Here is a 22,391-nt window from a genome sequence, read left to right on the forward strand (position 1 = left end):
ACTAAGCGTCATCTTTCGCGCTGCAGATGCGTTGGCTGCGCGTGCTCACCCCGGTCACTGACCGGTGTCAGCTCCCGGGGATCCTCGCGCTTGCCGCCTTCCTGCCGCAGGCATAAAAAAACCGGGCAACAGGCCCGGTTTTTTTACAGGTTTCAGCACTCAGGGATTGTTTTTCAGCGTCAGCAACAGTCCGTCACGGCGCATCGTTGCCGCTTCTTCCGGCTTGTGCTGCCGATCCAGCGTATCCGCCAGCCACGCATAGTCAAAGGCATCCGGGCGCTGCTGCAACGCCGCGCGGAAAGCTTCTTCTGCCTGCTCCCATTCGCCATGCTGCATCAGCAATTGTCCCAGGGTGCTGTGCAACAGCGGCGTCGCACCATGCTGTTTGATTTGCTGGCGCAGCGCTTTTTCCAGCTGCTCCGGGTTACCGGTTTTCAGTCGGGGCATCAGCAGTACCAGACGTTCATCGTACTGGCGCTTCAGACCTTCCAGTACAATCTGCTGCGCGGTATCGTGATCGTCGCAGACGATAAGATGATCCGCCATTGCCACCTGTAAAGCCGGCTCCTGTCGGGTTTTCCGGCTCTGATTCTGCCACCAGCGCTTAAGACCGTCGCTACCCTGATCGGCCATCGCCTGGCTCATCAGACCCAGCCAGGCCTGCTGTTGCAGACTGAGACGATGAGCTTCATCGCCAAGCCTGATTTTTTCCATCGCAGGAAGAATATCCAGTAAGGCACTCCAGGCATGCGTACGCAGATAGGCCTGTTCTGCCAGACGCAGGACTTCAGGATGACGCGGGGCAATTTCCAGCAGACGGTCGATACCGTGACGTGCCGCATGATCTTCATTGCGGGCCAGCTGAATGCGCACGCGGGTGATTTCCACCGGAAGCGGATCGCCCTTGTTCAGCTCGGTTGCACGCTCAAGGTGCTGATTGGCGCGGATCTCATCCCCGCGCTGCTGCGCGGCTTCTGCCGCCAGCAGATAGTTGACGACCGGTTGTTCCGCATGATCCGCATGGCGCGACAGCAGTTTCTCTACCTGCTGATAGTCACCTTCGGCCAGCTTGATAAGCGCGGCATTGGTCTGCTTGTGGGCGCTGCGGCGTTTACGCCCGTTAAACCAGCCACGGGTACGCGCTCCGGTACGGAAAAGGCGGCGCAAAAGCCACTCGATAGCCAGAATGACGATCATCGCCAGCACCATCATGATCACCATGGCCGTGACGCTGGTTTTGATATCCCAGTTATCGGTGCGGATCAGCACGTAACCCTGATGGCCTGCCATCAGCGGGCCAAGGACAATACCCGCCATACACAGCAGAAACAGAAGAAGAACTTTAAGCATCATTATTCTCCCTGTTGCTGGGATGTGGCAGACGGTGCCGCTGGCTGGGCCAGCAGGTTACGTACGCGGGTTTCCATCAGCTTATCCAGCAGCGGCTGGCTCTGCAGTGCTTCGGGCACATCCATCGATACACTTTGCTGGCTCAGCTCATCCAGCTGGCTGAGGAAGGCCCTGGTGCTGGCATCATTGCTGTCAAACCAGGCGCGTGTCCATGCGGATACGGTATCAATAGACTGTTTATAAATTTCATCCTGATGGCGGGGGACAGCCTGTGCTGCAATCAGCAGTCGCGAACGGATATTTTCACGCAGATAAATATCCTGATCGGGTGCCATCATCGGTTCGGCGGTAGCATCACGGCGACGGATAGTGATGAAATCGTCCATAAAGTTATGCCAGCTTTTAACCAGGTTCTGACGCCACTCACGTAAGGAGGAAGAGAGCTCTCCGCTGTCTGAATCCATCGGCGCATTATCACTGTCGTTATCGGCGATACGCAGATTATCTACGTCGTTGGACAGTTGATTCAGTTTCAGAATAATACCGTCATAGTCGACCTGACTGAGCGCCGACAGCGTACTGATATCCTGGGTCAGCGCCCGGCGGACGTCGATCAGGCTGGGATCGTTCATGTCGGCAAGGCTGGCATCCGCACTTTTCAGCAAGGCGGCGGCGGTGGTCACGTCCTGATCGCTCCACAGCTTGCGACCGGCCATTTTGACCAGATAATCAGCCTGTGCCAGCATCCAGGTTTGCGCATCGCTGCCGGAAATCGTCGCCACTTTCTGTTTCAGCTCATCCAATTGCTGACTCATCGCTGCCTGCTGCTGACGCGCAGTATCCAGCGCGCTGGTTTGCACCGCCAGTTGCTTAACCAGCGACTGGTTGTCGCTCACCGCTGACTGCTGCAGGTCAGAAAGTTGAGAGGCCAGGGCCTGGCTTGCCGCAGCCTGTTGTTGCGCCTGATGTTGTCCATACATATAGAGGCCAGCACCCACGGCCAGCGCAATAGCGATTGCCACAACACCCAGTACCGTTCCACTGTTCTTCGCTTTACGCGGTGGTTGTGGTTCAGGTGTTGAGGTATCGACCACGGGGGTAGTCTCTTCAACCATGGCGGAGGAATCTTTGTGTTCCGTCATAATGGTTCATCCCATATTAAGTGCGCGTAGTAACGCGTCATTATCGGCACCCCCGGCGACACCAATGTCCGCCCAGCCCAGGTTGCGGGCCAGAGTAGCCAAACGTTGACTGACGACAACCAGTCGACAGTGTAAAAGCCATTCATCCCGATCGACATCAGGAAAGAGGCTGTAAAGCTGCTGCAGCATTTCGCCACTGGTGACCACCAGGGTTTGAATACCGTAGTTACGCCAGCGCCGGCCTTCTTCTGCACCATGATAATTTTTTTCACAGCGCTGATAGCACTCAATAAATTCTACCTGCGCACCCCGGGCAAGCATAGTTTCTGCCAGCAACTCCCGTCCACCGTTACCGCGTAGAATAAGGGCGCGCTTACCGGCCACGGACTGAAGAGCCGGTATGCGGATCAGAACCTCGCTGGTTTCCTGCTCATGGGGCCACACCACCTCATGACCACTGACGGCGTGCAAAGCCAGCGCCGTGCTGCGACCTATAGCATAATAGTTCAGCCCAGCGGGCCATGTCATACCAGCGAGAGATAAAGCCGGGTGAGCGTAGTGGATGGCATGTTGAGACAGAATAAAAACCAGGTCTCCTGCGGTCAGAGTACTCAGTTTTGCAGGCAGGATGTCCAGCTGGGTTCCTGGGGTAAACTCAATCAGTGGGAAAGCCCAGGCAACCTGTCCACGCGCGCGCAGACGGCTTACCAGCTCATCTCCAGCCGGTGACGGACGGGTTACCAGGATGCTCATGCGGGCGGATTCCCCTGATAAACCTCAGCCAGAATTTCACGGGCACCCTTATCCAGCAACTCTTCAGCCAGTGAGATACCCATCTTTTCGGCATCGGTGCGTGGGCCGCGTCGTTCGCCTTTAACCATCTGACTGCCGTCCGGAGAGCCTACCAGTCCCCGTAACCAGAGTTGATCGCCTTCCAGTACGGCATAGCTGCCGATCGGCACCTGGCAGCCCCCTTCCAGTCGGGTATTCATTGCCCGTTCAGCCCTGACCCGGCAGGCCGTGTCGTCGTCGTTTAATGCGGACAGTAATCCGATGACCCAACTGTCGTCCAGCCGACACTCAATACCGACCGCGCCCTGTCCTACGGCGGGGAGTGACTCCTCTGCGGGCATGATCTGACGAATACGTTCTCCCAGACCCAGCCGCTTCAGCCCGGCAACGGCGAGAATAATGGCATCATATTCTCCCGCATCCAGTTTCCCCAAACGGGTACCGACGTTACCGCGCAGTGAGCGGATCACCAGGTCTGGTCGGCGGGCACTAATCTGGCACTGACGCCGCAGGCTGGAAGTCCCGACAATGGCACCCTGTGGCAAGGCATCCACTGATGCGTAATGATGGGACACAAAAGCATCATGTGGGTCTTCGCGCTCACAAATAGTGACTAATCCCAGCCCCTGAGGAAAAGCAACCGGCACATCTTTCATCGAGTGCACGGCAATATCGGCGCGATCTGAAAGCATCGCCTGTTCCAGTTCTTTAACGAACAGGCCCTTACCGCCAACCTTGGCCAGCGGCGTATCGAGGATCACATCACCGCGCGTCACCATAGGAACCAGCTCAACACGCAGGCCGGGGTGACAGCTGATTAAACGCTGTTGTACATATTCCGCCTGCCATAAAGCCAGGGGACTTTGACGGGTGGCAATTCTTAAAATTTTGTCTAACATGCTTGATACCGTTTTGATCGTTCACTGATTATCCTATCATTGAACCGGGAAGGCTGTCAGTTAAACGGCGGTACACGGACGTAATGCAGTGGGTTGGTCGTAAAATGTGCTAAACTGTTAACTGGCGCATCTTTCTTTACGGTCAATCTGCCAGGTGTTAGATTGATCACGTTTCCGACAATAATCTGCACGACTATTTTTAAAGCAAGCGGCAGATGTCGGATAGCGAACTTTTATATACCCTTATCAGTCAAAGAAGGGTGTAGGCACTGGGATAATCAGGCGAGACGTCTTGTACCTCTACATTGAGACACTGAAACAGAGACTGGATGCGATTAACCAGCTGCGCGTTGACCGCGCACTGGCTGCCATGGGGCCTGCTTTCCAACAGGTTTACAGTCTGCTGCCAACCTTATTACATTATCATCACCCTTTGATGCCCGGTTACTTTGCAGGTAACGTCCCCCATGGCATCAGCTTCTACACGCCTGATGATAACCAGATATCCTATCTTACTGATCTAGAAGATAAATCTGGATCGTTTGCCGCCATGCCTCCGCAGGGCGAAATGCCGATTACCGGTGTTTATTCAATGGGCAGTACCTCCTCCATCGGCCAGAACTTTACCTCCGATCTCGATATCTGGGTATGCCACCAGTCATGGCTGGATAATGATGAGCGGCTCAGCCTGCAAAAAAAATGCACGCTTTTGCAAAAGTGGTGTGCCTCGATGGGTGTTGAGGTGAGCTTCTTCCTGATTGATGAAAACCGCTTCCGCCATAATGAAAGCGGCAGCTTGGGAGGAGAGGACTGTGGTTCCACCCAGCACATCCTGCTGCTGGATGAGTTTTACCGCACGGCCGTGCGCATGGCCGGAAAACGTATTCTGTGGAATATGGTACCGCGCGAAGAGGAAGAGCACTACGACGACTACGTCATGTCGCTGTATCAGCAGGGCGTGCTGACGCCAAACGAATGGTTGGATCTGGGGGGCCTTGGTACGCTGTCAGCAGAAGAGTACTTCGGTGCCAGTCTGTGGCAGTTGTATAAAAGCATCGACTCCCCTTATAAAGCCGTTTTGAAGACGCTGCTGCTGGAAGCTTACTCCTGGGAGTATCCGGCGACGCATCTGCTGGCGATGGATATTAAACAGCGTCTGCACGACGGTGAGATTGTTTCTTACGGTCTCGATCCCTACTGCATGATGCTGGAGCGCGTTACTCATTATCTGACCAGCATTGATGACCATGCGCGTCTTGATCTGGTGCGCCGCTGCTTCTATCTGAAAGTCTGTGAAAAACTGTCGGTCAGCACGGAAGAGTCGGGCTGGCGTCGGGAGATCCTCAGCCAGCAGGTAAAAGAGTGGGGATGGGATCATGAGCGTCTGACGATGCTGGACAGCCGTGCAGACTGGAAAATCAGCCAGGTGCGTGAAGCGCACAACGAACTGCTGGACGCGATGATGCAGAGCTATCGCAACCTGATCCGCTTTGCCCGCCGTAACAATTTAAGCGTGAGTGCCAGCCCACAGGATATTGGGGTACTGACGCGTAAACTGTACGCTGCCTTTGAGGCGCTGCCGGGGAAAGTGACACTGCTGAATCCGCAAATTTCCCCCGATCTTTCAGAATCGCATCTCACCTTTATCCATGTTCCTAACGGTCGCGCCAATCGCGCTGGATGGTATCTGTATAACCAGTCGCCGGATATGAGTTCGATCATCAGTCATCAGCCGCTGGAATATAATCGTTATCTGAATAAGCTGGTGGCCTGGGCATGGTTTAACGGCCTGCTGACCAGCAAAACGCGGCTGCATATCAAAGGAAATGACATTTGCGATCTGGCCCGCTTGCAGGAACTGGTCGCTGATGTCTCGCACCATTTCCCGCTGCGTCTGCCTTCACCGACGCCCAAGGCGCTTTACAGCCCGTGTGAGATCCGCCATCTGGCGATTATTGTTAACCTCGAATACGACCCGACGGCCGCGTTTCGTAATCAGGTGGTGCATTTTGATTTCCGCAAACTGGACGTGTTCAGCTTTGGCCAGCAGCAGCAGTGCCTGGTGGGCAGTATTGACCTGCTGTACCGCAATTCCTGGAATGAAGTGCGTACGCTGCACTTTAACGGCGAGCAGTCGATGATTGAGGCGCTGAAAACCATTCTCGGGAAAATGCATCAGGATGCCTCGCCGCCGGACTCTGTAGAGGTATTTTGCTACAGTCAGCACCTGCGCGGGTTGATCCGTACCCGTGTACAGCAGCTGGTCTCTGAATGTGTGGAGCTTCGACTCTCCAGCACCCGCCAGGAGCCGGGACGGTTCAAAGCACTGCGCGTAGCTGGCCAGACGTGGGGACTGTTCTTCGAACGTCTGAGTGTCTCCGTGCAGAGGCTGGAAAATGCCGTTGAGTTTTACGGGGCGATTTCAAATAACAAACTGCACGGCCTGTCGCTGAAGGTAGAAACGGATCAGGTCCGTCTGCCTGCTGTTGTTAATGGCTATGCCAGTGAAGGCATTATCCAGTTCTTCTTTGAAGATACGCTGGACGATCACGGTTTCAATATCTATATCCTCGACGAAACGAACCGCGTAGAGGTCTATCACCATTGTGAAGGCAGTAAAGAGGAGCTGGTAAGGGATGTCAGCCGTTTCTACTCCTCCTCCCATGACCGCTTCACCTACGGGTCGAGTTTCATCAATTTCAACCTGCCACAGTTCTATCAGATTGTGCAGGCGGATGAACGTTTCCAGGTGATCCCTTTCCGCAGTCAGACGCTGACCCAGCTCTGTGCCGCTCTACCGGATGATGCGGCCAGCGACGAGTATGCCCGACGCTATCAGATGCATTAGTATTTTTACGCTTCAATCTCATCGAAATAATATTATTGTGCGAACAACAGCATGGCGTTTACCTGACCGCATTATCGGGGGTAAACGTGACATGATAACTGGCCTGCCGACCTTCCTGATCCCCTGCCTGCATTCAGACGGCTGAATGAGAACGTACCAGCAGGGATTGCGCTTTTCCTGTTGCTTTTCGGACTTCACCTGCGATGATAGATGGCAACAGGTATCTTTAACGAGTAGAACAAGAATGAAGAAAAAACTTATCCAGCTGGCTCTGGTGTTGACGGCGGTCAGCCTGACGGGATGTGGCCTGAAAGGCCCGCTCTATTTCCCTAAAGATGAGCAGGCTAAACCGCAGGTGCAGCAGGCCACCCCAACAACGCCATCCGTCACGTCAGAGCAGACACCTGCTTCGACCCGTGGTCAGAGTGTGCAACCGGCCCAGTAATAAAACAATGACGCACCCGGCGGAGCAGAAAATGCAGTTCTCAAAAATGCACGGTCTCGGTAACGACTTCATGGTGGTTGATGCCGTCACGCAAAATGTCTATTTTTCCCCAGAGCTTATCCGTCGTCTGGCCGATCGTCATCTGGGGATCGGCTTTGATCAGCTCCTGATCGTAGAGCCGCCTTACGATCCGGATCTTGATTTTCATTACCGCATCTTTAACGCCGACGGCAGCGAAGTGTCGCAGTGCGGCAACGGGGCGCGTTGTTTTGCCCGTTTTGTTCGCCTGAAGGGGCTGACCAATAAAAGTGAAATTCGCGTCAGCACGCAAACGGGCCGCATGATCCTCAGCGTCGATCAGGATGAACTGGTGCGCGTGAATATGGGCGAACCTAATTTTGAACCTCAGCAGGTTCCGTTCCGTGCGAATAAAGCCGAAAATATCTATCTGATGCGCGCTGCCGAGCAAACTGTTATGTGCGGCGTCGTGTCGATGGGTAATCCACACTGCGTTTTACAGGTTGAAAGCGTTAAAACGGCCACGGTTGAAACGCTGGGCCCGGTGCTTGAGAGCCACGAACGCTTTCCCGAGCGTGTTAACGTTGGCTTCATGGAAGTCGTCAGTCGTGAGCACATCCGGCTGCGTGTTTATGAACGCGGGGCGGGTGAAACGCAGGCCTGTGGCAGTGGTGCCTGTGCCGCAGTGGCTGTGGGCATTCAGCAGACGCTGTTAAGTGAAAATGTGCGTGTTGATCTACCCGGTGGCACGTTAAATATCGCCTGGAAAGGGCTCGGTCATCCCCTGTATATGACCGGTCCTGCCACTCACGTCTATGACGGATTTATTCATCTATGAAAAATGTTGGAGAACAGCAGGAAGCGGGTGAGGTATTACTGGACGACCGAACGGTCAGCGAGTTCCTGCTGCAAAATCCAGACTTCTTTATTCGCAATGCCCGTCAGGTCGAGCAGATGGTGGTTCCGCATCCGGTACGTGGAGCGGTGTCGCTGGTGGAGTGGCAGTTAGCGCGCCAGCGCAATCACATTCAGCAGTTAGAAGAAGATATTACGCTGCTGATGGAGCAGGCCAGTGCGAATCAGCAGCTATTTGATCGCCTCTTTGCCCTGCAGGGACGACTGGCGGCGGCCACCAGCTTGCACGACATGCTTAATCGCCTGCACCGCTGGGCGCGAGAGTTTGGTCTGGCCGGGGCTAATATTCGCCTGTTCAGTGAAAAATGGCACATTGGTGCCCCGTCCGACTTTACGCAGCTTGCCCTGTCGCGTCAGGCGTTTGAACCGGTACGTATTCAGCGTCTGGGTAAGCAAAACCACTATCTGGGCAGCCTCAACGGTCCTGAATTATTGCTACTGCTCCCTCAGGCCAGGGCCATCGGCTCGGTCGCGATGTCGTTGCTGGGCGAAGAGGGCGATCTGGGCGTGCTGATTTTCAGCAGCCGGGACAATCAGCATTATCAGTCCGGGATGGGTACCGTGCTGTTACAGCATCTCTCGCTGATGCTGCCACAGCTGCTGTCACGTTGGGTCGAACGGGCGTGAACAGTGAATCGCCCCTGCTGCCAGCCGTAGAGGGGTTTCTGCGTTACCTGAAGGTTGAGCGCCAGCTCAGTCCGCTGACGCTGACCAGCTATCACCGTCAGCTCAGTGCGGTCGTTACCCTGCTGGACGAACTGAAAGTGAGTGACTGGCCCCGGCTGGATGCAGCCCGGGTTCGCTCTCTGGCAGCCCGCAGCAGCCGCAGCGGGCTGAAGCCCGCCAGCCTGGCGCTTCGCCTTTCCGCATTACGCAGCTTCCTTGACTGGTTGATTAGCCAGGGCGTTATTCAGGCCAATCCGGCGAAAGGTGTTGCCACGCCGAGGGCCCCCCGGCACTTACCGAAAAATATTGATGTCGATGAAGTGAATAAACTGCTGGATATCGACCTCAACGATCCGCTGGCCGTTCGCGATCGCGCCATGCTGGAGGTGATGTACGGGGCGGGTTTGCGTTTGTCGGAGCTGGTGGGGATTGACCTTAATCATCTCGATCTGGACTCGGGAGAGGTGTGGGTCATCGGCAAGGGGAGCAAAGAGCGTCGCCTGCCGGTGGGTGGAACGGCCGTACGCTGGATCGGTCACTGGCTGGCGCTGCGTGAGTTGTTTGTACCGGATGATGAGGCGTTATTCCTGTCAAAGCAGGGCAAACGGATCTCGGCACGTAACGTACAAAAAAGGTTTGCCGAATGGGGTGTGAAACAGGGGCTGTCCAGCCACGTTCATCCCCACAAACTGCGCCATTCTTTCGCCACACATATGCTTGAATCGAGCGGGGATTTACGGGCGGTACAGGAGCTGCTGGGGCATGCCAACCTGACCACCACGCAAATCTACACCCATCTTGACTTTCAACACCTGGCGTCGGTTTACGATGCCGCCCATCCCCGTGCAAAACGAGGAAAATCCTGATGCACTTCTACCGACCTTTACGCCCTGTCGCGGCCATGACTTTCGATCTTGATGACACGCTGTATGACAATCTTCCTGTGATCCGCCGCACCACCGAGGAGTCCCACAGCGCACTACAGGCGTATCATCCTGCTCTGAACGACTTCAGCGTGCTGCAGTATCAGCAGGTGCGTGACCGCCTGCTGGCGGCTGAACCCGACATTTACCACGACGTCAGCGAATGGCGGCGTCGTGCCGTAGAACAGTCGATGCTGGATGTGGGTCTCACCTCCGCGCAGGCGGTGGAAGGTTCCCGTGACGTGATGGCCGTGTTTGCCCGCTGGCGCAGCGAGATCGACATTCCCCAAGAGACGCACGCGACGCTGGCGGCGCTGGCACAGCGTATTCCCCTGGTGGCCATCACCAACGGTAACGCGGAACCGCACCTGTGTGGCCTGGATCAGTACTTCCGTTTCACCCTGCGGGCCGGGCCGGATGGCCGCGCCAAGCCCTATCAGGATATGTATCAGGCCGCCGCCGGGCGGTTAAACCTGGCGCCAGAGCACATTCTGCACGTCGGGGATGACCTTATCACCGACGTCGCGGGGGCCATACGCTGTGGGATGCAGGCGTGCTGGATTAACCCGCATCGGGCTAACCTGATGCAGAGCAAAGATTCCCGGCTGCTGCCGACGCTGGAAATTTCGCAGTTGGCATCGCTGACTGCGCTGATATAATAAGCTGGTTAAATATCCAGTGGGCGGCCTGATGCTGCCCCCGATCCCCGACGGTGCCTTATGGACGTTTCAGACCTGCTCGACAGCTTGAATGACAAACAACGCGAAGCCGTGGCCGCGCCGCGCAGTAACCTGCTGGTGCTGGCCGGCGCAGGGAGTGGTAAAACCCGCGTGCTGGTTCATCGCATTGCCTGGCTGATGGCCGTGGAGAACTGCTCCCCCTATTCGATCATGGCGGTGACCTTCACCAACAAAGCGGCGGCAGAGATGCGCCACCGCATTGAACAGCTGATCGGCACCAGCCAGGGCGGGATGTGGATCGGCACCTTCCACGGCCTGGCCCACCGCCTTCTGCGTGCGCATCACCTGGATGCGAATCTGCCGCAGGACTTTCAGATCCTCGACAGCGAAGATCAGCTGCGGCTGCTCAAGCGGCTGATCAAAGCGATGAATCTGGATGAGAAGCAGTGGCCCGCACGGCAGGGGATGTGGTACATCAACGGCAAAAAAGACGAAGGTCTTCGTCCGAAACATATTGAAAGCTACGGGAATCCGATAGAGCAGACCTGGCTGCGTATTTATCAGGCCTATCAGGAAGCCTGCGATCGCGCCGGGCTGGTGGATTTTGCCGAACTGTTACTGCGCGCGCATGAGCTGTGGCTGAACAAGCCGCATATCCTTAATCATTATCGTGAGCGCTTTACCAATATCCTCGTCGACGAATTCCAGGATACCAACAACATCCAGTATGCGTGGATCCGTATGTTAGCGGGTGACACGGGTAAAGTGATTATCGTGGGAGACGATGACCAGTCTATCTATGGCTGGCGTGGCGCGCAGGTGGAAAATATCCAGCGCTTCCTCAAGGATTTTCCCGGTGCAGAAACCATCCGTCTTGAGCAAAACTACCGCTCGACCAACAATATTCTGAAAGCCGCCAATGCCCTGATCGCCAATAACAGCGGGCGGTTGGGTAAAGAGCTGTGGACGGAAGACAGCGACGGTGAACCGATTGCCATCTATTGTGCGTTCAACGAGCTGGATGAAGCCCGGTTCGTGGTTAACCGCATCAAAGTGTGGATGGAGAATGGCGGCGCGCTGAACGACTGTGCCATTCTGTATCGCAGTAACGCCCAGTCGCGTGTCCTGGAAGAGGCCCTGCTGCAAACCAGCATGCCGTACCGGATTTACGGCGGGATGCGCTTCTTCGAACGTCAGGAAATCAAAGATGCACTGGCCTACCTGCGTCTGATCTCCAACCGCAACGATGATGCCGCCTTCGAGCGCGTGGTGAATACGCCCACGCGGGGGATTGGTGATCGTACGCTCGACGTGGTCCGGCAGACCTCACGCGAACGCCAGCTGACGCTGTGGCAAACCACGCGCGTGCTGCTGCAGGAGAAAGCGCTGGCCGGACGCGCGGCCTCTGCGCTGCAGCGTTTCACTGAGCTGGTCGACTCACTGGCACAGGAAACGGCCGAGATGCCCCTGCACGTCCAGACCGATCGGGTCATTAAAGATTCCGGCCTGTGGCTGATGTATGAGCAGGAGAAAGGCGAGAAAGGCCAGGCGCGTATTGAAAACCTTGAGGAACTGGTCAACGCCACGCGGCAATACGCTTATCAGGACGAAGATCAGGATCTGATGCCGCTCCAGGCGTTTCTGTCCCATGCTGCCCTGGAAGCCGGTGAAGGCCAGGCGGACAAATGGCAGGATGCCGTACAGCTGATGACCATGCATGCGGCCAAAGGGCTGGAGTTTATGCAGGTCTTTATCGTCGGAATGGAAGAGGGCATGTTCCCCAGCCAGATGTCGCTGGATGAGGGTGGACGCCTGGAAGAAGAGCGCCGTCTGGCCTATGTTGGCGTGACCCGTGCGATGCAGAAGCTGACGCTGACCTATGCTGAAACCCGCCGGCTTTATGGTAAGGAAGTGTATCATCGTCCGTCACGTTTTATCGGTGAGCTACCGGAAGCGTGCGTAGAGGAAGTCCGCCTGCGTGCCAGCGTCAGCCGTCCGGTCAATCATCAGCGAATGGGGACGCCGGTGGCTAAAAATGACAGCGGTTTCGCCCTCGGCCAGCGGGTACACCACGCCAAGTTTGGTGAGGGGACTATCGTCAACCTGGAAGGCAGCGGCGAACACAGTCGTTTACAGGTGGCCTTCCAGGGGCAGGGCATCAAGTGGCTGGTGGCAGCCTATGCCAAACTGGAAGCCATGTGATGGACTGAAGGGCGCATGGCCCTGCTTGACGCCTTTTTAGTCTCAGCGTAACATGCGCCCACCATTACCCTAAGAGGACATTCGCCTTGGACACACCCAGTACATACTGGCTCATTGACCTGCATTCCAGGTGCAACTCCTAAGGCTATCCTCTTCTGCCGATAGCCTTCGTGGTTGTTGGCGACCGTCCTTCCCGTCGCTCTGAGTCAGTGGTGATCGCTGACAGAAACATCTGTTTCCCGTGTTCAAGCGCTCTGTCCCATTTTGTTACTGTGAATTGGGAGTACAGCTTATGTTGAGCGCATTTAAACTCGACCAAAATCGCCTGACCCGCCTTGAACTGGATGAGAGTGAAGCCAGGGACGAGCTGACCGGTTCCGTCTGGGTGGATTTGATCGAACCGGAAGAAGCTGAACGAGATCGGGTGCAAACCGAGCTGGGTCAGAGCCTGGCAACCCGTCCTGAACTGGAAGATATCGAGGCCTCGGCGCGTTTCTTTGAAGATGAAGACGGCCTGCACATCCACTCCTTCTTCTTTTATGAAGATGCTGACGACCACGCCGGTAACTCAACGGTGGCGTTTACTATTCGTGAAGGGCGCCTCTATACGCTGCGCGAACGTGAGCTTCCGGCGTTTCGCCTTTACCGCATGAGAGCCCGTAACCAGGTGCTCACCGACGGTAATGCCTATGAGCTGCTGCTCGACCTGTTCGAAACCAAAATTGAACAGCTGGCAGATGAGATCGAGAATATCTACAGCGACCTGGAAAAGCTGAGCCGCGTGATTATGGAAGGGCAGCAGGGCGATGCCTTTGATGAGGCGCTGTCGACGCTGGCAGAGCTGGAAGATATCGGCTGGAAAGTGCGCCTGTGTCTGATGGATACTCAGCGCGCCCTGAACTTCCTGGTGCGCAAGGCGCGACTGCCGGGCAATCAGCTGGAGCAGGCGCGTGAGATTTTGCGCGATATCGAATCCCTGCTGCCGCACAACGAATCGCTGTTCCAGAAGGTCAACTTCCTGATGCAGGCGGCGATGGGCTTTATCAACATCGAACAGAACCGCATTATCAAAATCTTCTCGGTGGTTTCCGTCGTGTTTCTGCCGCCTACGCTGGTGGCGTCCAGTTACGGCATGAACTTTGAGTTTATGCCTGAACTGAAGTGGAGTTTTGGTTATCCTGGCGCGATTACCCTGATGATCCTGGCCGGTCTGGCCCCTTACGCCTACTTTAAGCGCAAGAACTGGCTGTAAGCGTCATCAGAAAAAAATCGCCCCATGGGGCGATTTTTTTATACCAGAATTCAGACGTGTTGTGCGGTTTGCCGCCGCAGGGACCACAGGGCGTCAGCGATAAACAGTGCCAGAGCGGCCCAGATAAAACCAAAGGTGACAAGTTTATCCGGCGTCATCTGCTCGCCGTAGAACAGCACCGCCAGCAGAAACATCAGCGTTGGCCCCAGATACTGGAAAAAGCCGACGGTGGAGAGCTTCAGACGGGTACAAGCTGCGGTAAACAGCAGCAGAGGAACGGTGGTAATCACGCCTGCCGCTGCCAGTAACAGGTTCAGACTCATCGGGTTGTTACCCAGATGGCTGGTCGCGCTGTCGGTGAGAGCAAACAGGTAAACGGCTGCAGGAAGAAGAAGCCAGCTGGTTTCAATCAGCATCCCTGTCTGGGCGTCGACGGCAATTTTTTTGCGCAGTAGCCCATAAAACGAGAAGCTGATGGCCAGGCCGAGCGCGATGACGGGTACCGAGCCAAACTGCCACACCTGTATCAGCACCCCGCAGGCAGCCAGCGTCACGGCCAGCCACTGCAGGCGGCGGAAACGTTCACCAAGAAACAGCATCCCTACCAGCACGTTTAACAGCGGATTAATAAAATACCCCAGGCTGGCCTCCAGCATATGGTGGTTATTGACCGCCCATATGTACAGCAACCAGTTACTGCAAACCACTACCGCGGAAAGCGCCAGCAACAGCACTTTTCTGGGATGTTGAAGCAGCGTGCGCACGCTGCGCCAGTTACGACTGACGGTGAGCAATACCAGCATAAAGAAAAATGACCAGATTACCCGGTGAGTCATGATCTCGCCGGGTGCCACCTGCTGGATCAACTTGAAATAGACTGGGGCAATCCCCCAGATAAAATAGGCTCCCAGCGCAAATATAATGCCCTGACGCGTCTGCTGTGGGTTCATTCAGTTAACCAATCATGTAAGTGGCGGTGGCGCTGGCAATATGAACGCCAGCGTCGTTATGCAGTTCCACGCGGGCAACCGACACTTTATTCCCGCCGCGCAGCAGACTGCTGCTGGCAATGAAACGCTCTCCGCGACCGGGGCGCAGATAATCCACCCGCAGATCGATGGTGCCCATACGCGATAAACGCTGCCGCAGCTCCTCTTCTGTGATGCTTTCCTGACGCGTCAGCGCCGCGGTGACGCACACCAGGCCAGCGGCGACATCCAGTACGGAAGCAATCACGCCCCCGTGCAGAATTTTTTGCGCAGCGTTACCGACCAGCATCGTCTGGTTTGCCAGGCTCAGTTCGGCGTAGTCCGACTCCAGGCGATCCAGCGCCAGCCCCAGCGCACGGTTAAAGGGCATATGATAGACAAAAATCTCACCGATCAGGCGACGAGCGGCAGTCTGATCCATAGGTACTGCTGACATTATCGGGTCTTCCTGTAAAACAAAATGAAAGAAAATCAGGTTAATGGAATGTATATATTATGCTTCGTTACCCGTGCTTTCCACTTTCGCAAATCAGCACTAATCTCTCAGGATTTTTCTGTGTAGAATGGCGTGCTTTTTATTCACTTATTCAATTTGCCTCTCTGGGAGATCGCTATGGCTCTGCTGAAAGGATTGCTGGCGTCAGCAATTCTGTTTCCGACGTTAGTACTGGCGCAGGAAGCTACGGTAAAAGAAGTGCATGACCAGCCAGCCGTACGTGGCAGTATTATCGCCAACTTACTGGAGAAGCATGACAACCCCTTTATCCTTTTTCCTTATGAAAACAACTATCTGCTGTATACCGATACCAGCAATATTAACAAGGAAGCGATCGAGTCTTACGACTGGGGAAACAAAGCCAAACACGATGAAGTGAAGTTCCAGTTAAGCCTGGCCTTCCCGTTATGGCGCGGCATTCTCGGTGATAACTCTGTGCTGGCGGCATCCTATACACAGCGCTCCTGGTGGCAGCTTTCCAACCGGGGAGCCTCATCGCCGTTTCGCGAAACCAACTACGAGCCGCAGATCTTCCTCGGCTGGGCAACGGACTACAGCTTTGCCGGCTGGACGCTGCGCGATGTGGAAACGGGCCTTAATCATCAGTCTAACGGACGTTCAGATCCCACGTCACGAAGCTGGAACCGGGTATATGCCCGCCTGATGGCGCAGAATGGAAACTGGATGGTGGAAGCGAAACCCTGGTTCCGTCTTCCAGAAAGCGAAAATAACGATGATAACCCTGATATCACCAAATACATGGGGTATTATCGCCTGACAGTCGGTTACCAGATGGGTGACAGTATCTTCAGCGTAAGAAGCAACTACAACTGGAACAGCGGCTACGGTGGCGCTGAACTGGGCTGGAGTTATCCGCTGACCGATCATGTGCGTTTCTACACGCAGGTATTCAGTGGTTACGGCGAGTCACTCATCGACTATAACCACCGTCAAACGCGCGTCGGCGTTGGCGTGACGCTCAACGACCTGTTCTAAGGTTGTCGTGACCGGGGAGTGCAAGCGACCCGGCCAGAATTTTTGTTATTACAGATTTGGGGACGATGTGTCTACGGCAGCAGTGATCAATAAAGAAACGCTGGCAGAGCAGGTATTACGTGAGACCTTCGGCTATCAGCAGTTTCGCCCTGGACAACAGAACATCATTCAGGAGTCGCTGAACGGGCGAGACTGTCTGGTGGTGATGCCGACCGGCGGAGGAAAATCCCTCTGCTATCAGATCCCTGCGCTGGTGCGCGAAGGTCTGACGCTGGTGGTGTCACCGCTGATCTCCCTGATGAAAGATCAGGTGGATCAGCTGCTGGCCAACGGTGTATCGGCTGCGTGCCTTAACTCGACGCAAAATCGTGAAGAGCAGCAAGAGGTGATGGCCGGGTGCCGCACTGGCAGAATCCGCCTGCTCTACATCGCCCCTGAGCGCCTGATGATGGACAACTTCCTTGAGCAGCTGATGCACTGGAACCCGGCCATGCTGGCGGTGGATGAAGCCCACTGTATTTCCCAGTGGGGGCATGATTTCCGCCCTGAATACGGTGCACTGGGTCAGCTGCGTCAGCGGCTGCCTGATGTGCCGGTGATGGCACTGACCGCCACCGCTGATGAAACCACCCGTAACGATATCGCCCGACTGCTGCAGCTGGACGATCCGCTGATCCAGATCAGCAGCTTTGACCGGCCGAATATTCGTTACACGCTGGTGGAAAAATTCAAACCGACCGAACAGCTGCTGCGCTACGTGCAGGATCAGCGCGGTAAGTGCGGCATCATTTACTGTAACAGCCGGGCAAAGGTGGAAGACACCGCCGCCCGACTGCAAAGCCGTGGCCTCAGCGTTGGGGCTTATCATGCCGGTATGGATAACGCGCATCGCGCCCACGTACAGGAAGCCTTCCAGCGTGATGACCTGCAAATCGTCGTCGCGACCGTGGCTTTTGGTATGGGGATCAACAAACCCAACGTACGTTTTGTGGTGCACTTCGATATCCCGCGCAACATTGAATCCTACTATCAGGAAACCGGCCGTGCCGGGCGTGATGGTCTGCCTGCCGAGGCGCTGCTGCTGTACGATCCGGCTGATATGGCCTGGCTGCGTAAGTGCCTTGAGGAGAAAGCGCCGGGGCCGCTGCAGGATATTGAGCGGCATAAGCTGAATGCAATGGGAGCCTTTGCAGAAGCGCAGACCTGCCGTCGCCTGGTGTTGCTGAACTACTTTGGTGAAGGCCGGCAGCAGGCCTGTGACAACTGCGATATCTGCCTCGATCCGCCGCGCCGTTATGATGGTCTGGTGGAGGCACAAAAAGCACTCTCCTGTATCTATCGTGTTGGACAGCGCTTCGGCATGGGCTATATCGTCGAGATCCTGCGCGGGGCGAATAACCAGCGAATTCGTGACATGCAGCACGATAAATTACCGGTGTATGGCATTGGGCGTGAACAGAGCCACGAGCACTGGACCAGCGTGCTGCGCCAGCTGATTCATCTGGGGCTGGTGACGCAAAATATCGCCATGCATTCGGCTTTACAGCTGACGGAAGCTGCGCGCCCGACGCTGCGCGGCGAAGTGCCGCTGATGCTGGCCGTACCGCGCCTGGTCACCATTAAGCCTCGTAACAGCAGCCAGAAATCCTATGCCGGTAGCTATGACCGCAAGCTGTTTGCAAAACTGCGTAAGCTGCGTAAGTCGATAGCGGATGATGTGAATGTCCCGCCGTACGTGGTATTTAACGATGCGACACTGATTGAAATGGCTGAACAGATGCCGCTGACGGCGTCAGAAATGCTGAGTGTGAACGGGGTCGGACAGAAGAAGCTGGAGCGCTTTGGCAAGCCATTCCTGGTGATGATCAAAGAGCATGTCGACGGTGTGGACGAGGATTAATTATTAATCCGGGCCAATTTTTCCGGTCGTGATGTCGATTCAACCGTTCTCCATGATATCCCGTAGGGGCCGACCTTCTTTTCCGGTCGGCCCTTGTTGTCAGGCGATTCTGCGTGCCGACGCCAGCAGTGCCCCCACCGCAATAAACAAACCCCCAAATATCCGGTTAAGCAATTTCATCTGATGCGGACCTTTGATCCACACCGCAATGCGCGTCGCCAGCGTGGCATAACCGATCATCACGATAATATCGACCACCACGGTGGTGATGCCCAGCACCAGGTACTGCATCGCCTGCGGCTGGTGTGGCAGGATAAACTGCGGGAACAGCGCGGCCAGAAACACAATGCTTTTCGGGTTCGTCAGGTTCACCAGCACAGCGCGTTTGAACAGCCTGCGGCGTGGCATCGCTTTTGCCACTGCGTTCAGGTCGATTGCCCCGGCAGAACGCCACTGCTGGATGCCCAGCCAGACCAGATAGGCGGCTCCTGCCCACTTCAGGATCTCAAAGGCCAGGAGTGATTGTGAAAACAGTGCACCCAGACCAATGCCTACCAGCACAATGTGCAGCGACAAGCCGACCTGAAGGCCGGAAATTGACGCGACGGCACCACGGTAGCCGTGGCTGATCCCGGTACTCATGGTATTGATAGCCCCGGAGCCCGGCGACAAACTTAAAATACAGGTTGTTAACAGATAGGTCAGCCACCATTCGATGGTCATGGGTAAAGCTCCCGAAAAACGCTCATTTGTGACACAATACGTTATTGTTGAACATGGCGCTATGGGGAACCCTGCTCCTTTTTTTAGGGCAATACCCCTTCTGGAAAAAGTCCGATGGAACATCATAAACACAACTGGCTGACGCGCGAAAAAGCCTTCGCGGCTTTTGCTACCGGCCCGTTGCTGGATTTCTGGAAGCTGCGCGAAGAGGACGAATTTGCGGGTGTCGAAAACGTGCCGATCCGCTATGTGCGCTTCATCTCGCCGCAACACGATAAAGTTATCCTGCTTTGCCCGGGGCGTATTGAAAGCTATGTGAAATACCCGGAGCTGGCCTATGATCTGTTCCACAGTGGCTACGATGTGATCATTATGGATCATCGGGGGCAGGGGCGATCGGGGCGTCTGCTGCAGGATTCACACCGTGGTCATGTCGTCGAGTTTGAAGATTATGTCGATGATCTGGAAACGCTCTATCTGAAAGAGATTGTGGCCCGTCACTACCGCCATCGCTATGCGCTGGCCCATTCGATGGGCGGGGCAATACTGGCCCTGATGCTGGCACGACAGCCTGCGGCGTTTAATGCCGTGGCGCTCGCGTCACCGATGTTCGGTATTTTCCTGCCCATGCCCTTATGGATGGCCCATTCGATCCTTAACTGGGCGGAAAAATACCCGGCTATGCGCGAAGGCTATGCGCTGGGCACCGGGAAATGGCATGCCCGACCGTTTGCCATCAATGAACTTACGCACAGTCGCGAACGCTATCGCCGTAATCTGCGCTTTTATGCCGACGACCCGGGACTGCGGGTGGGTGGCCCGACCTATCACTGGGTGCGCGAAGGGGTGCGTGCCGGGCACAGTATTCTAAGCCAGGCGGCGCAGATATCGACGCCCCTGCTGCTGCTGCAGGCTGCTGACGATAAAGTCGTTGATAACCGTGCGCAGGATTTGTTCTGTCAGACGATGGTGGCTGCAGGTCAGCCCTGTGAAGGCGGCAGACCGATGGTGATTGAGGGGGCCCGCCATGAGATCCTGTTCGAGAAAGACAGCATGCGCGCCAGAGCGCTGGATGCCATCCTGGCCTTTTTTTCCCGCCACCCCTGAGCGGGCAGAATGCTATACCGGTGGGTGATGCTGCCCGTCAGAAAATATTAACCAGAGGTGTTATGTACCGTATTGTTGCTTCAGACCTGGATGGCACGCTGCTGTCACCCGACCACACGCTCTCTTCCTATGCTCGCGAGACGTTGCAGTTGCTGACCCGCAAAGGCATACATTTTATCTTCGCTACGGGCCGCCACTATATTGACGTGGCCCAAATGCGCGATAGCCTGGGTATTGATGCCTATATGATCACCTCTAACGGCGCGCGCGTGCACAACACGGCGGGTGAGCTGGTATTCAGCCATAATCTTGATGAAGATATTGCGCTTGAGCTGTTTGCTCTGCAGCACAGCAACCCGGATATTTATACCAACGTGTACCGGGATGAAGAGTGGTTTCTGAACCGCCACCGCCCGGATGAGATGGATTTTTTCCGCGAGTCTGACTTCAACTACCAGGTTTATCAGCCCGGGCAACTGGCGACCGACGGCATCAGCAAGGTGTTCTTTACCTGTGCGATCCCTGAACTGCTGGTCCCGCTTGAGCAGGCGCTGATGGCGCGCTGGGGCGATCGGGTGAACGTCAGCTTCTCACTGCCAACCTGTCTGGAAGTGATGGCCGGCGGCGTGTCGAAAGGACATGCGCTGGACGCGGTCTCTAAATCACTGGGTTACTCGCTGCAGGAGTGCATCGCGTTCGGGGATGGCATGAATGATAAAGAGATGCTCAGTATGGCGGGCAAAGGCTGCATCATGAGTAACTCTCACCAGCGCCTGAAAGATATCCTGCCTGAGCTGGAAGTGATCGGTTCGAATGCGGACCAGGCCGTACCCAACTACCTGCGGACATTATTTAACGTCTGATGGGGCGGCAGATACAGAAGCAGGGCATCCCGCTGTCCGGCCAGCAATACTGAGCGGTAGCGGTCGGCCCTTTTTCCGGTCAACCTTGCGGGCCGATCCACTGTTTCGATCGGCCCGGTGGTTTAGCGTTTCAGGAAGTGAACAGCCTTATCCGGGAAGTCAGTAAACAGTCCATCGACTCCGGCTTTGTTGTACAGCAGGTCGTAGAGCTGGTCGACGTTGCTGACGTAGGGCGGTAACTGGTCTGCCCGAACGGTATAAGGGTGTACCACCAGATGATTCTGGTGGGCCTCCTGCACCATGCCGGTTAGCGTGACCTTGCCTGTTTTAGCACCGTCAGCCACCAGCATATGGTAGTCAGGTCCGATACCGTCGGCGTACTGCGCAAGAGTTTTCATCGCGCCCGGTTTAAACATCCAGTCGTAATCGTAGTTTACCCACTGACCGTTTCTCTGCTCCTGCGTTTCGTCCCATTTGGTATAGGCGATCAGCTGGACCAGTTTCAGGTTCATACCGCGCTGCGGCTCCAGTTCGGTCTTGATACGCTTCACTTCGTTAAAGTCAAAGCACTGTAAAAAAACTTTATCGTTTTTGCCGGTGTAGCCGTACTGCTTCAGCACATCCAGCACTTTTGCCGAGATATCCTTTCCTTCTTTACGGTGGAACCACGGGGCTTTAATCTCAGTATAAATACCGATGTTCCTGCCCGTTGAGTGGTTCAGCCCCTGGATAAACTCCAGTTCCTCCTCGAAGGTGTGGACGCGGAAGTCTGATTTATCCATCGGGAAACGCCCCGGGAAGGTCTGGACTTTTTTACCCTGTTCTATGCTGAAGCCTTCCGTGAAGGCCAGGCTTTTTATCTCGGCTAGAGTAAAATCAATCGCGTAATAACGTCCGTCGGCCCGCGCACGGTGCGGAAAGCGGCTGGCAACATCGGTCACCCGATCGAGATAGTGGTCATGCAGCACCACCAGGCGATCGTCTTTGGTCATCACCAAATCCTGCTCAAGATAGTCAGCCCCCTGCGCGTAAGCCATCGCTTTCGCCGGCAGGCTGTGCTCGGGCAGGTAGCCACTGGCACCGCGATGAGCAATCACCAGCGGCGAGGTACTCGCGGCTGTCGCCGCGAGTGAGGTGGTCAGTAACACGGTTGCGATAACGTTTTTCAACATAATTACCCGTCCC

At 55.6% G+C, this 22,391-nt stretch carries 20 protein-coding genes; 12 read left to right on the forward strand and 8 right to left on the reverse strand.

The genetic code is table 11. From position 1 onward, the window contains the following. Nucleotides 1-159 precede the first annotated feature (159 nt). From hemY to hemC, 4 genes are read right to left on the reverse strand one after another with little or no spacing between them, the layout of a single operon-like run. The gene (gene hemY, locus IFU29_RS21115) at nucleotides 160-1,350 is read right to left on the reverse strand and encodes a protoheme IX biogenesis protein HemY (RefSeq protein ID WP_191935673.1); all 1,191 of its coding nucleotides are present in this window, start codon (nucleotides 1,348-1,350) and stop codon (nucleotides 160-162) included. Nucleotides 1,351-1,352: 2 nt separating this feature from the next. Beyond that, on the reverse strand, nucleotides 1,353-2,492 hold the full coding sequence (gene hemX, locus IFU29_RS21120) for a uroporphyrinogen-III C-methyltransferase (RefSeq protein ID WP_191935641.1): 1,140 nt from the start codon (nucleotides 2,490-2,492) through the stop codon (nucleotides 1,353-1,355). 6 nt (nucleotides 2,493-2,498) lie between these two features. After that, complete coding sequence (gene hemD, locus IFU29_RS21125) at nucleotides 2,499-3,245, reverse strand: uroporphyrinogen-III synthase (RefSeq protein WP_191935642.1); 747 nt, start codon at nucleotides 3,243-3,245, stop codon at nucleotides 2,499-2,501. After that, nucleotides 3,242-4,183 carry a hydroxymethylbilane synthase gene (gene hemC / locus IFU29_RS21130; RefSeq protein ID WP_191935643.1) on the reverse strand — a complete coding sequence of 314 codons (942 nt, stop codon included), beginning with the start codon at nucleotides 4,181-4,183 and terminating at the stop codon, nucleotides 3,242-3,244. Before hemC ends, hemD begins: the two co-directional genes overlap by 4 nt. A 292-nt stretch (nucleotides 4,184-4,475) precedes the next feature. On the opposite strand from hemC, the gene IFU29_RS21135 reads away from it, so the two are divergent. From IFU29_RS21135 to corA, 8 genes are all read left to right on the forward strand, one after another. Next, nucleotides 4,476-7,031, forward strand: a complete 2,556-nt coding sequence (locus IFU29_RS21135; protein ID WP_191935644.1) for a class I adenylate cyclase — start codon at nucleotides 4,476-4,478, stop codon at nucleotides 7,029-7,031. Between the two features lie 244 nt (nucleotides 7,032-7,275). After that, complete coding sequence (lptM, locus tag IFU29_RS21140) at nucleotides 7,276-7,476, forward strand: LPS translocon maturation chaperone LptM (RefSeq protein ID WP_191935645.1); 201 nt, start codon at nucleotides 7,276-7,278, stop codon at nucleotides 7,474-7,476. A gap of 31 nt (nucleotides 7,477-7,507) precedes the next feature. Next, a complete protein-coding gene (gene dapF / locus IFU29_RS21145) occupies nucleotides 7,508-8,332 on the forward strand; it encodes a diaminopimelate epimerase (protein WP_191935646.1) in 825 nt (274 codons plus the stop codon). Next, a complete protein-coding gene (locus IFU29_RS21150) occupies nucleotides 8,329-9,036 on the forward strand; it encodes a DUF484 domain-containing protein (RefSeq protein WP_191935647.1) in 708 nt (235 codons plus the stop codon). The genes dapF and IFU29_RS21150 overlap by 4 nt, the downstream gene beginning before the upstream one ends. Next, nucleotides 9,033-9,941, forward strand: a complete 909-nt coding sequence (gene xerC, locus IFU29_RS21155) for a tyrosine recombinase XerC (protein WP_191935648.1) — start codon at nucleotides 9,033-9,035, stop codon at nucleotides 9,939-9,941. The genes IFU29_RS21150 and xerC overlap by 4 nt, the downstream gene beginning before the upstream one ends. Further along, on the forward strand, nucleotides 9,941-10,657 hold the full coding sequence (gene yigB, locus IFU29_RS21160; RefSeq protein WP_191935649.1) for a 5-amino-6-(5-phospho-D-ribitylamino)uracil phosphatase YigB: 717 nt from the start codon (nucleotides 9,941-9,943) through the stop codon (nucleotides 10,655-10,657). The genes xerC and yigB overlap by 1 nt, the downstream gene beginning before the upstream one ends. 60 nt (nucleotides 10,658-10,717) lie before the next feature. Then, on the forward strand, nucleotides 10,718-12,880 hold the full coding sequence (gene uvrD, locus IFU29_RS21165; protein ID WP_191935650.1) for a DNA helicase II: 2,163 nt from the start codon (nucleotides 10,718-10,720) through the stop codon (nucleotides 12,878-12,880). Nucleotides 12,881-13,172: 292 nt separating this feature from the next. Beyond that, nucleotides 13,173-14,132: a magnesium/cobalt transporter CorA gene (corA, locus tag IFU29_RS21170; protein ID WP_191935651.1), complete on the forward strand. Its 960-nt coding sequence runs from the start codon at nucleotides 13,173-13,175 to the stop codon at nucleotides 14,130-14,132. A 50-nt stretch (nucleotides 14,133-14,182) separates the two neighbouring features. On the opposite strand, the gene rarD is transcribed toward corA, so the two are convergent. Next, nucleotides 14,183-15,082 (reverse strand): EamA family transporter RarD, encoded by a 900-nt coding sequence (gene rarD, locus IFU29_RS21175; RefSeq protein WP_191935652.1) that lies wholly within the window; start codon nucleotides 15,080-15,082, stop codon nucleotides 14,183-14,185. 4 nt (nucleotides 15,083-15,086) lie between these two features. Further along, complete coding sequence (locus IFU29_RS21180) at nucleotides 15,087-15,557, reverse strand: thioesterase family protein (protein ID WP_062748619.1); 471 nt, start codon at nucleotides 15,555-15,557, stop codon at nucleotides 15,087-15,089. A 177-nt stretch (nucleotides 15,558-15,734) separates the two neighbouring features. Between IFU29_RS21180 and pldA the strand changes: the two genes are divergently transcribed. Both pldA and recQ read left to right on the forward strand, forming a co-directional pair. Continuing rightward, on the forward strand, nucleotides 15,735-16,613 hold the full coding sequence (gene pldA, locus IFU29_RS21185) for a phospholipase A (protein WP_191935653.1): 879 nt from the start codon (nucleotides 15,735-15,737) through the stop codon (nucleotides 16,611-16,613). A 67-nt stretch (nucleotides 16,614-16,680) separates the two neighbouring features. Then, entirely contained in the window at nucleotides 16,681-18,513 is a 1,833-nt protein-coding gene (gene recQ, locus IFU29_RS21190; protein WP_191935654.1) for an ATP-dependent DNA helicase RecQ, read from the forward strand. Nucleotides 18,514-18,612: 99 nt separating this feature from the next. On the opposite strand, the gene rhtB is transcribed toward recQ, so the two are convergent. Continuing rightward, nucleotides 18,613-19,236, reverse strand: coding sequence for a homoserine/homoserine lactone efflux protein (gene rhtB / locus IFU29_RS21195; protein ID WP_062748625.1), 624 nt, complete (start codon nucleotides 19,234-19,236; stop codon nucleotides 18,613-18,615). A gap of 114 nt (nucleotides 19,237-19,350) precedes the next feature. On the opposite strand from rhtB, the gene pldB reads away from it, so the two are divergent. Together pldB and yigL are read left to right on the forward strand one after the other, a co-directional pair. Beyond that, nucleotides 19,351-20,343 carry a lysophospholipase L2 gene (gene pldB / locus IFU29_RS21200; protein ID WP_191935655.1) on the forward strand — a complete coding sequence of 331 codons (993 nt, stop codon included), beginning with the start codon at nucleotides 19,351-19,353 and terminating at the stop codon, nucleotides 20,341-20,343. Between the two features lie 62 nt (nucleotides 20,344-20,405). Then, nucleotides 20,406-21,206: a sugar/pyridoxal phosphate phosphatase YigL gene (gene yigL, locus IFU29_RS21205; RefSeq protein WP_191935656.1), complete on the forward strand. Its 801-nt coding sequence runs from the start codon at nucleotides 20,406-20,408 to the stop codon at nucleotides 21,204-21,206. Nucleotides 21,207-21,328: 122 nt separating this feature from the next. Here yigL and glpQ read toward each other — a convergent pair whose 3' ends face one another. Then, a complete protein-coding gene (gene glpQ / locus IFU29_RS21210) occupies nucleotides 21,329-22,378 on the reverse strand; it encodes a glycerophosphodiester phosphodiesterase (RefSeq protein ID WP_191935657.1) in 1,050 nt (349 codons plus the stop codon). Nucleotides 22,379-22,391 lie beyond the last annotated feature (13 nt).

The organism is Erwinia persicina (assembly GCF_014838825.1).
Classification (GTDB): Bacteria; Pseudomonadota; Gammaproteobacteria; order Enterobacterales; family Enterobacteriaceae; genus Erwinia; species Erwinia persicina_A.

Bases quoted from the DNA above. Each gene is read 5' to 3' on its own strand.
- pldA (WP_191935653.1), top strand. From the start codon at position 15,735: ATGGCTCTGCTGAAAGGATTGCTGGCGTCAGCAATTCTGTTTCCGACG.
- dapF (WP_191935646.1), top strand. From the start codon at position 7,508: ATGCAGTTCTCAAAAATGCACGGTCTCGGTAACGACTTCATGGTGGTT.
- lptM (WP_191935645.1), top strand. From the start codon at position 7,276: ATGAAGAAAAAACTTATCCAGCTGGCTCTGGTGTTGACGGCGGTCAGC.
- rarD (WP_191935652.1), bottom strand. From the start codon at position 15,082: ATGAACCCACAGCAGACGCGTCAGGGCATTATATTTGCGCTGGGAGCC.
- corA (WP_191935651.1), top strand. From the start codon at position 13,173: ATGTTGAGCGCATTTAAACTCGACCAAAATCGCCTGACCCGCCTTGAA.
- yigB (WP_191935649.1), top strand. From the start codon at position 9,941: ATGCACTTCTACCGACCTTTACGCCCTGTCGCGGCCATGACTTTCGAT.
- hemC (WP_191935643.1), bottom strand. From the start codon at position 4,183: ATGTTAGACAAAATTTTAAGAATTGCCACCCGTCAAAGTCCCCTGGCT.
- glpQ (WP_191935657.1), bottom strand. From the start codon at position 22,378: ATGTTGAAAAACGTTATCGCAACCGTGTTACTGACCACCTCACTCGCG.
- hemD (WP_191935642.1), bottom strand. From the start codon at position 3,245: ATGAGCATCCTGGTAACCCGTCCGTCACCGGCTGGAGATGAGCTGGTA.
- uvrD (WP_191935650.1), top strand. From the start codon at position 10,718: ATGGACGTTTCAGACCTGCTCGACAGCTTGAATGACAAACAACGCGAA.
- rhtB (WP_062748625.1), bottom strand. From the start codon at position 19,236: ATGACCATCGAATGGTGGCTGACCTATCTGTTAACAACCTGTATTTTA.
- yigL (WP_191935656.1), top strand. From the start codon at position 20,406: ATGTACCGTATTGTTGCTTCAGACCTGGATGGCACGCTGCTGTCACCC.
- hemY (WP_191935673.1), bottom strand. From the start codon at position 1,350: ATGCTTAAAGTTCTTCTTCTGTTTCTGCTGTGTATGGCGGGTATTGTC.
- IFU29_RS21180 (WP_062748619.1), bottom strand. From the start codon at position 15,557: ATGTCAGCAGTACCTATGGATCAGACTGCCGCTCGTCGCCTGATCGGT.
- hemX (WP_191935641.1), bottom strand. From the start codon at position 2,492: ATGACGGAACACAAAGATTCCTCCGCCATGGTTGAAGAGACTACCCCC.
- IFU29_RS21150 (WP_191935647.1), top strand. From the start codon at position 8,329: ATGAAAAATGTTGGAGAACAGCAGGAAGCGGGTGAGGTATTACTGGAC.
- pldB (WP_191935655.1), top strand. From the start codon at position 19,351: ATGGAACATCATAAACACAACTGGCTGACGCGCGAAAAAGCCTTCGCG.